8 protein-coding genes are annotated in these 8,754 nt (G+C 60.1%); 4 read left to right on the forward strand and 4 right to left on the reverse strand.

Annotation, left to right across the window (positions count from 1 at the left end; translation table 11 throughout):
- The first annotated feature begins 510 nt into the window (after positions 1-510).
- The 4 genes from EIP85_RS22225 (at position 511) to EIP85_RS22240 (ending at position 4,602) form a co-directional block, all read left to right on the forward strand.
- Positions 511-1,626 carry a phytanoyl-CoA dioxygenase family protein gene (locus EIP85_RS22225; RefSeq protein ID WP_127904397.1) on the forward strand — a complete coding sequence of 372 codons (1,116 nt, stop codon included), beginning with the start codon at positions 511-513 and terminating at the stop codon, positions 1,624-1,626.
- Positions 1,627-1,681: 55 nt separating this feature from the next.
- The gene (locus EIP85_RS22230; RefSeq protein WP_127904398.1) at positions 1,682-2,626 is read left to right on the forward strand and encodes a sugar ABC transporter substrate-binding protein; all 945 of its coding nucleotides are present in this window, start codon (positions 1,682-1,684) and stop codon (positions 2,624-2,626) included.
- An 87-nt stretch (positions 2,627-2,713) separates the two neighbouring features.
- Positions 2,714-3,811: an ABC transporter permease gene (locus EIP85_RS22235; RefSeq protein ID WP_127904399.1), complete on the forward strand. Its 1,098-nt coding sequence runs from the start codon at positions 2,714-2,716 to the stop codon at positions 3,809-3,811.
- Positions 3,811-4,602 carry an ATP-binding cassette domain-containing protein gene (locus EIP85_RS22240; RefSeq protein WP_127904400.1) on the forward strand — a complete coding sequence of 264 codons (792 nt, stop codon included), beginning with the start codon at positions 3,811-3,813 and terminating at the stop codon, positions 4,600-4,602. The genes EIP85_RS22235 and EIP85_RS22240 overlap by 1 nt, the downstream gene beginning before the upstream one ends.
- Before the next feature lie 318 nt (positions 4,603-4,920).
- Here EIP85_RS22240 and EIP85_RS22245 read toward each other — a convergent pair whose 3' ends face one another.
- From EIP85_RS22245 to EIP85_RS22260, 4 genes are all read right to left on the reverse strand, one after another.
- Entirely contained in the window at positions 4,921-5,061 is a 141-nt protein-coding gene (locus EIP85_RS22245) for a response regulator (protein WP_164871867.1), read from the reverse strand.
- A gap of 92 nt (positions 5,062-5,153) precedes the next feature.
- Complete coding sequence (locus EIP85_RS22250; RefSeq protein ID WP_127904402.1) at positions 5,154-5,798, reverse strand: helix-turn-helix domain-containing protein; 645 nt, start codon at positions 5,796-5,798, stop codon at positions 5,154-5,156.
- Between the two features lie 551 nt (positions 5,799-6,349).
- A complete protein-coding gene (gene fixJ / locus EIP85_RS22255) occupies positions 6,350-6,967 on the reverse strand; it encodes a response regulator FixJ (protein ID WP_127904403.1) in 618 nt (205 codons plus the stop codon).
- The gene (locus tag EIP85_RS22260) at positions 6,954-8,471 is read right to left on the reverse strand and encodes a PAS domain-containing sensor histidine kinase (RefSeq protein WP_277749332.1); all 1,518 of its coding nucleotides are present in this window, start codon (positions 8,469-8,471) and stop codon (positions 6,954-6,956) included. Before EIP85_RS22260 ends, fixJ begins: the two co-directional genes overlap by 14 nt.
- Positions 8,472-8,754: the final 283 nt, after the last annotated feature.

Raw genomic sequence — 8,754 nt, forward strand, 5'->3', positions numbered from 1 at the left:
AGGCTCTGGCCGGGCGGCGGCCCGAGCCGTTCAACTTCCACGCCGGCCTGCGCATCCAGACGCTGGTCGAAACGATCCACGCCTCAAGCCGTGAAGGGCGTTGGCTGGCGGTGCCCGCTTGACCCACGCGGATGGCAACCGGGCCGCCACCGTAGCAGTACCCTTTATCGGGCGGCGTTTGGACGGTCGTTTTGACGTGCAGTACCTGCGTACAGGGCACCTAAAACTCAACCATTCTACCCGCTCCGGGCTCAGCATAAAATATATATTGACAAAATACAAACTTATCAATGAATGTTGTCAAAGCGAATGCGACGCATGTCGCGATCTGGTTCTTGGGGGAGGATTGCTTGGTTCCGTGACGTGTTTAGCGCGCGGATCAATGCTCGTGACGGATGTGATCGCACCGCCCGTCGGGGACTGCCGCCCCCATCTGTCGACCAAGCGATCGTCCGTCCTGCCCGGTTCCCGGCCCGGTGGACCCGCAAATCCTATGAGGAGGAAAGAGACATGAAGGATATCGTTTGGCCCAGCACCCCGGATTTGGATGCGTTTGCCGCGGACGTCGAGAGTGGCACCGATCCGTCTGAGACTCCGACCGCGCTGAGCGTCGAGAAGGGGGTGCCGATCTATGATGGCACCACGGTGGATGGCAGCGTCGCGAAGGAATGGGTGCGGATTCTGTCGCAGGGAGCGGGGGTCTTCGTGATCAAGCGTGCGTTCGCCGATCTCGACGCACTCGATGCCGCGACGCGGGTTTTTCAGGACATCATTGCCGCCGAGCGCGAGGCCGGCGCGACGGCGGGTGACCATTTTGCCGCCGCCGGCACCAATGACCGGGTCTGGAACAGCGCGCAAAAGCTGTGTTTACGCAGCCCTGAGGTGTTTGCGCGCTACATGGGCAACCCGGTGATCGACTTGGCCTGCCGCGCCTGGCTTGGACCGGGCTACCAGATCGCGACCCAGGTCAACCAGGTCCGTCCCGGAGGCAAAGCTCAGGCGGCGCACCGCGACTATCACCTCGGATTTATGACGGGTGAGCAGATGGCGACCTATCCGCCGCATGTGCACAGCTTCAGCCCGATGCTTATCCTGCAGGGCGGCGTGGCCCATTCGGATATGTCGCCGGAAGCCGGCACAACGAAGCTGCTGCCGAGGTCGCAGCGCTTCCAGGATGGTTATGTCGCCGCGCTGCGGAGCGACTTTCGCGACTATTTCGAGGCTAATCATATTCAGTTGTCGCTGGCCAAGGGGGACGCGATTTTCTTTAGCCCGGCGCTGTTCCATGCGGCGGGGGCGAACAGATCCAGGGACGTCGTGCGGATGGTGAACCTTCTGCAGGTCGCCTCGCCCTTCGCGCGGCACATGGAACAGGTCGATCGCACCGCAATGTGCTTGGCGCTGTTCCCGCATCTCGCCGTGCTGGGCGAACCCGAACGTGCTGCGGCGATTGCGGCAGCAGCCGACGGCTACCCGTTCCCAACCAACCTCGATCTCGATCCGCCGGTCGGCGGTCTTGCGCCGCCAACGCAGCAAGACCTGCTGGCACAGGCGGTGCGTGAGAATTGGACACAGGCCGCATTCGAGACGGCACTGGAGGAGCAGGCGGCCAAGCGCGTCGCCTGACCCGTACCGCTGCGTTCCTGGCGGTCCCAACAGGAACACCAAATGGGAGGAAAGTATGAGGAAATTTCTGAAATCCATGGCGATCGGCGCGACTCTAGCCGTGACGGCATTTGGCAGCGTGGCGCAGGCGAAGCAGTTACACTTCGTTTACATCACCCATGGCGCCGATAGCGACAGCTGGTTCAACGTCATCAAGAACGCGATTAATCTGGCCGCCAAGCAGATGAATGTCACCGTCGACTACCGTAACCCGCCTACCGGCGACCTTGCGCAGATGGCGCGGATTGTTCAGCAGGCGACGGCCTCGCATCCCGACGGTATCGTGACCACAATCGCCGATTTCGACGTCCTGAAGGGCCCGATCACCGCCGCTGTGGACCAGGGCATCCCGGTGATAACGGTCAATTCCGGCACCATCAAGCAATCCAAGGAATTGGGGGCCCTGCTGCATATCGGTCAGCCCGAATACGCCGCGGGCAAGGCCGCCGGAGAGCGGGCAAAGAAGGCGGGCGTGACCCATTTCCTTTGCGTCAATCACTACATCACCAACCCCGCTTCGGTAGAACGTTGCCAGGGTTTTGCCGACGGCCTTGGTGTGCCGCTGGGCAACCAGATGATCGATTCCGGCATGGACCCGTCGCAAGTCAAGAATAAGGTAGAAGCCTACCTGACCGCCCATCCCAAGACGAACGGTATACTTACGCTCGGGCCGAACTCGGCGGATCCGACGATCGCGGCTCTCGATGACATGGGCAAGTCTGGCCAGATCTACTTCGGCACCTTCGACCTCGATCCCGCCATTGCCAAGGCGATCAAGAGCGGCGTGATCGCGTTCGCCATCGACCAGCAGCCCTTCCTGCAGGGATATCTGCCGATCGTGCTTCTGGCAAACTACGACCGCTACGGGGTAATCCCGCCCGACTCGATCAACTCGGGGCCGGGTTTCATCACCAAGGCCACGATCGGGCAGGTCCAGAAACTCGCCGGCACCTACCGCTGAGGTTCTCTTCCCCGAGGGGCGCGTGCAGCCGGCCCGGCCGGAACTGCGCGCGCTCTAGATAGATATGCAAGACAGAGCAAGAGCGTTATGGCTGACGAACGAATAGAGCAGGTTTCGAAGTTCCGTCGCGCCCTGATCCGGCCGGAACTGGGGGCGATCGCGGGCGTAATTCTGGTGTTCGCCTTCTTCCTGATGATCGCCGGCGACAGCGGCATGTTCGGCCCGCAGGGCATCATGAACTGGAGCGTCGTCTCGGCTCAGTTCATGATCATTGCCGTCGGGGCGTGCCTTCTGATGATCGCGGGCGAGTTCGACCTATCGGTTGGTTCGATGATCGGCTTCGCCGGCATCCTGATCGCGATCTTCTCAGTCCAACTGCACTGGCCAGTCTGGACCGCGATCCTAGTCGCCTTCGCGATCTGCGTCAGCATCGGTGCGGTCAATGGCTTCCTGGTAATTAAGACGGGGCTGCCGAGCTTCATTGTGTCGCTCGCCTTCCTCTACATTCTCCGCGGGTTGACCATCTGGTTGTCCATCGTGACAACGCACAAGACGATCATCGGCGGGGTTAAGGAGGCGGCGAAGGGGGATTGGCTGGCCCCCGTTTTCGGCGGCAAAATCCTGCACGGGGCCTTCGTTTGGCTGGCAAGTCACGGCATGCTGAAGACCTATTCGGCGGGATCCCGCGCCGGGCAACCGGTCGTCGAGGGGATCCCAATGCTTATCGTCTGGGCACTAGTGCTGATCGTCATCGGCCATGTCGTCCTAACCCGCACCCGTTTCGGCAACTGGATCTATGCGGCAGGCGGCGATGCACAGGCCGCCCGCTATGTCGGCGTCCCGGTCAACAGAGTGAAGATCCTCATGTTCATGACCACCGCCTTTTGCGCCTGCGTCTTCGCCACCTGCCAGGTGATGGAGTTTGGATCCGCCGCTGCTGACCGAGGGCTGCTCAAGGAATTCGAGGCGATCATCTGCGTCGTAATCGGCGGCGCGCTCCTGACCGGCGGTTACGGCACTGTCGTCGGTGCAGCATTGGGTGCGCTGATCTTCGGCGTGGTGCAGCAGGGGTTGTTCTTTTCGGGCGCGGAAAGTTCGCTCTTCAGAGTGTTCCTCGGGACGATCCTGATCCTCGCCGTGATCTTGAACACCTACATCCGCCGGCTCATCACGGGAGAACGCTGATGTCGTCCTACGATCACGAACCGATCATCGAGATGCGCAACATCGCCAAGCACTTTGGCCCGGTCATCGCGTTGAGCGGCGTCAGCTTCGACGTCCGTCTTGGCGAATGCCACTGCCTGCTGGGAGATAACGGGGCCGGCAAATCCACCTTCATCAAGACGATGTCGGGAGTTCACACGCCCTCGAGCGGTGAGATCCTGTTCAAGGGAAAGCCGATGAAGTTTGATAGCCCGAGGGATGCCATGGAGGCTGGAATCGCAACGGTCTACCAGGATCTTGCCATGATCCCGCTGATGTCGGTGACACGCAACTTCTGGATGGGAAGGGAGCCACTGCGCCGTGTCGGTCCGCTAAGGTTCGTTGATTTTGCCAAGGCGAACGAGGTGACGATGGAGGAGATGCGCAAGATGGGCATCAACCTGCGCGAACCCGACCAGGCGGTAGGAACGCTTTCAGGCGGTGAGCGGCAAACCGTTGCCATCGCCCGTGCTGTCTATTTCGGCGCAGAGGTCTTGATCCTGGACGAGCCGACCTCGGCGCTTGGCGTGCGGCAGACGGCCAATGTCCTTTCGACGATTGACAGGGTGCGCAAGCGCGGTGTCGGCGTGGTCTTCATAACTCACAATGTGCGCCATGCCCTAGCGGTGGGAGACCGCTTCACCGTTATCAACCGCGGCAAGACGCTGGGAACGGCTCTGCGCGGTCAGATCTCGCCTGAGGAATTGCAGGACATGATGGCCGGCGGGCAAGAGATGGTGGAGCTCGAGGAAAGCCTTGGGGGCACGGTGTGACCTGACCTGACGCAGGCGTTGAGGCTTCGGCCCTTATTGCTTCCCCGATAATACGGTTCGACGTCTGCTACAACGTACACACCATGCATCAAGCTTCTGCGCTTGTTGATCGAGTGGCCAAGCCAAATCCAATTCTGTAGGCTTGCTGTGATCACCTGACACACCAGTCGTTGTGGTCAGAATGCCGCTTTGCCGCAGCAAGTCCAGAGAGGCTCATATAAGGAGGATTGGTTCAGGCAGGTTTCGTTAGGTCATTTGTTTCTCTCCCCTGTGGTTTCGGATCTCGGGTCCGGCCCCCTGATTGTGGCATTTGGCCAGTCAGGCCAGGTTCATCCAAATCTCGTGAACCTGATCGGCAAGCGTCATCGGATCGAACGGCTTTGGGAGGATGGCGACGGCATGAACGTCGGCCAGCCGGTCCAGGTCTTCTTGTCGTGCGTTTGCGGTAAGAAAGATCACGGGAGTAGACCCCTCAAGTTCGACGACAAAACCGATAAGTGATCGATATTGCTAGGCTGCCGTGCCAGACGGCAACGGCCAATGCTGCCCAGCTACTCGACCATGTCCCGAAGCACCTGCGGCTCTCTGATTTCAATGCAGCGGGCGCTGTGAAGCAGGATAACCCCATCCTTCTGAAGCTTGCCAAGGCCGCGGGACACGGTCTCGACAGTCAGCCCAAGGTAATCGGCGATGTCAGCGCGGCTCATTGAGAGCTCTACGCATCGCCGCCCTCGCTGGCGTTTGGCCATGTCGAGCAAGAACGACGCAAGACGCTCGGCCGCACATTGCCGACCGAGAACAAGCATGTGGCTTTGCGCGGAAAACAGGCTCGAAAGTGCCGCGTTGAGATTATCCGCGGCGCGGACCTCTTGCGGGCTGTGAGCGACCACCGAGCAATCCTCGATCGCCTCTGCGAAGAACGAGTAGATACCATCTTGAGCAAATCCGAAGACCTCTCCGGGCATACAAAAGGCCAGAACTTGGCGCCGGCCATCCGCAAGAAGATGGGAAAGCCGGACCGCTCCGCTCGTGACGGTGAAAATATTGCCGGCTCGATCACCCTGACTGAAGATGAGGGCACCGATGTCGTAGTGGATAACCGCGTTCACGGGAGAGGGCCCAACCCGGTGCCCGTCATTTCCGACTTTTGCGGTCCGAGCCAGTGCGGCGAATTCACGGCTGCTTTGAATGGTCATGGCGGTCTCCCTGTCCAGCACAGGAGGACTCATCGCGCAAATCCGTCTTTCGTGAAATTGGGAGATGCCCGTAGGGGATTCTACTTAGAGGGCAACTTGGGACTGAGCGCGCGCGTCACTGCCTCTACAAGCCGCCCCCCAAGGAGTGGCTTTCGCAGAACGGTTCCGGTGAAGTCGGCAGGCATCGTCTCCATTCGATCGACCAGCATGACGATCGGAGCTCCAATCCCCATCAGACGGCCCCAGTCGTCCTCTGAGGTGACTGCTTCGTCGTCAATCACCGCACATCCGATCAATTCCGAACCCAATACTTCCGGCAGCGTCCGGAGAGTGGCGGATGTCAGAACGACCAGGCCCTCGACCTCAAGGGCGAAGGCTATGGATCGTCGCAGCCCCTCATCGAGGGCGACGACGAGTGCAGGCCGCCTCGTATACAGCTGTGCTCTCCTTGCCGTGTCGCAGAGGGAACCCCCCCGTCAAGCACATACGTGCCGGAATTTGGCACTTCTGGATTTGAGGCAAGTCAATTGGAGCACATATCATCGGCCCCGCTACTGTGCGAGAAACCCCGCGGCCATCGCCATGCGGACGAGTTCCGGAAGATTTCCGGCGGCCATCTTGGACATCACCGCGGCTCGATGCACCTCAACTGTACGGGGACTAATGTTGAGATCGTAAGCGATGGTCTTGTTTGGCAATCCTGCCACGACGCCCGACAACACTTCCTTCTCGCGCGCACTCAGACGGTCGAGGCGGGCACGAATGGCCTCGGCCTGATGGGTGTCTGCTTCGACTTTCATCTCTGCCGCGACACGGTTGATTGCCTCGATCAGCACCTCTTCCTCAAACGGTTTCTCGATGAAGTCGCGGGCACCGGCCCTCATCGCTTCGACCGCCAGCGGAACGTCGCCGTGACCCGTGACCACAATCGCGGGGATGCGAACCTGAAGGCCTTCCAGTCGACGAAGGAGCTCAACACCATCTAGGTCCGGCATCCTGAGGTCAGTCACCAGGCATGCCTGTTGGATCAATGGTGCCACAGCGAGGAAGTCGGTTGCCGATTGATGTTGCCGTACGGTGAAGCCGGCCATCGTGAGCATGAAGGCGAGCGACTTTCTGACCGGCTCCTCGTCATCGACGAGGTGGATCACAAGACTATCCGACTGCATTGGTGCTCTCATCTTCATGGACTGGAAGGGTGAAACGGAAGGTCGCACCACCGTCGGCGTTCCTCGACACCTCGATGACGCCACCATGTGACTCGACTATGCGCTTGCAGATCGAGAGCCCGATTCCCATTCCACTCGCTTTCGTGGTCACAAATGGCTTGAACAGCTGCGGCACGATCTCAGCTGAGATGCCCGATCCGGTATCGGAAACTTCTACGGCCACATACCCACGCTCATCGGCAAAGGTACTCACGCGTAGCAATCGCGTTTCGCTATTGCGCATCGCCTCAATAGCGTTGCGCATGAGGTTGGTTAGTACTTGTTGGATCTGAACGCGATCGACGACCACTGGACCGGCCATCGGATCGAAATCGAAATCCGACTCCACGCCAACATCCGTCGAGCCCAAGAGAGCCAGTGCGCTCGCTTCCTCAATCAGCTTGCGGATATCTTCAACGGAGCTCTCGCTCTCTCCTCGAACAACGAATTCCCGCAGGTGACGGATAATCTGTCCGGCCCGAAGCGACTGACGGGTGATTTCTTCCACGGCCTCCCGCATCTTGGCAGCGGTAGCATCAGGGACGTCGCGGAGCAGGCGGGTGCAGCCCTGGGCATAGTTGGCAATGGCCGAAAGTGGTTGGTTCAGCTCGTGAGCAAGCGTGGAGGCCATCTCACCCAGCTCGTTCAGTCGCGCGAGGCGGGCCAGCTCTGCCTGGACCTCCTGAAGCTGTGCCCGGGAATTGGTGCGTTCCGTCAGGTCCTGAACGAAGCCAGCGAAGAATATCTGTTCCCCATGACGGATCTCGCCGACTGTCAATTTCATGGGAAAGGTTGAACCATCCTTCCGTCTCCCGACGACAATCCGATCGATGCCGATGATGCGCTTCTGACCGGTCGTCAGGTAGCGCTGGATATATCCGTCGTGCTCGCCATGATAGGGTTCCGGCATCAGCATGTTGACGTTGCGCCCAACGACCTCGTTCTCGGGGTGGCCGAATTGTCGCTCAGCTGCCGCGTTGAAGGATGTCACGACGCCGCGGACATCGATTACGATCGTGGCATCAGGCGACGAGTCGAACAATGTGCGCAGATGTGCTTCGCGCTCACGCAGTTCCCGCTCTGTGTTGGCCATCTCTCGCCGCGCGTTATGGAGCATCTCGCCCATCCACGCGATCACCAGCGCTACGACCAGGAAGACTCCGTAGGGCAAGAGCGGTGCCGTCCCGATAGTCTGGAAACCGGACAGCACGAAACTTCCCACGATGGACAATCCGATCGCGACAAGAGCAGGACCCATCCCACCGACAACCGAGGCAACCAGGATCGCCGGGAGGAATATGATGAGGATCGAGCTCTGGGTGATAAGGCCCTCAAGCGACAATCCTATCAGGATAACCGCCGCCACCGCACCAGATCCAATCGCGTATCCGACGAGATCCCGCCGAAAGATGGCGGTGATCCGCGCAATTCGACTGTCACGTTCATCGGTGTGTTGTTCCGACACGGTCCCCAAACCCTCTGGCCCTGACCCAACCTTCCCAGCGACGCTCGGCTCGCGGCCGCCAGATATCCAATGCTCCGGGCCCCGCTCTGCTCTGAGCCACAATTATCTCAGACCGTGGTAATGTGAGGTCGCCGCGTCTCCAGAACGAAGTATCTCCCGCGTAGCTTTTTTTCTCAAGGCCTTGGCTGATGTAGAATTTGCCGGCCGTTGAGACCTGCAAAGGGCCTGCGCAGCCAACGGGCCGGGCCCGGGGCGCCTGCGTCAAAGGCGGTTGAACGGTATC

The sequence above is a fragment of the Solirhodobacter olei genome (assembly GCF_004010155.1).
Lineage (GTDB): Bacteria > Pseudomonadota > Alphaproteobacteria > Rhodobacterales > Rhodobacteraceae > Solirhodobacter > Solirhodobacter olei.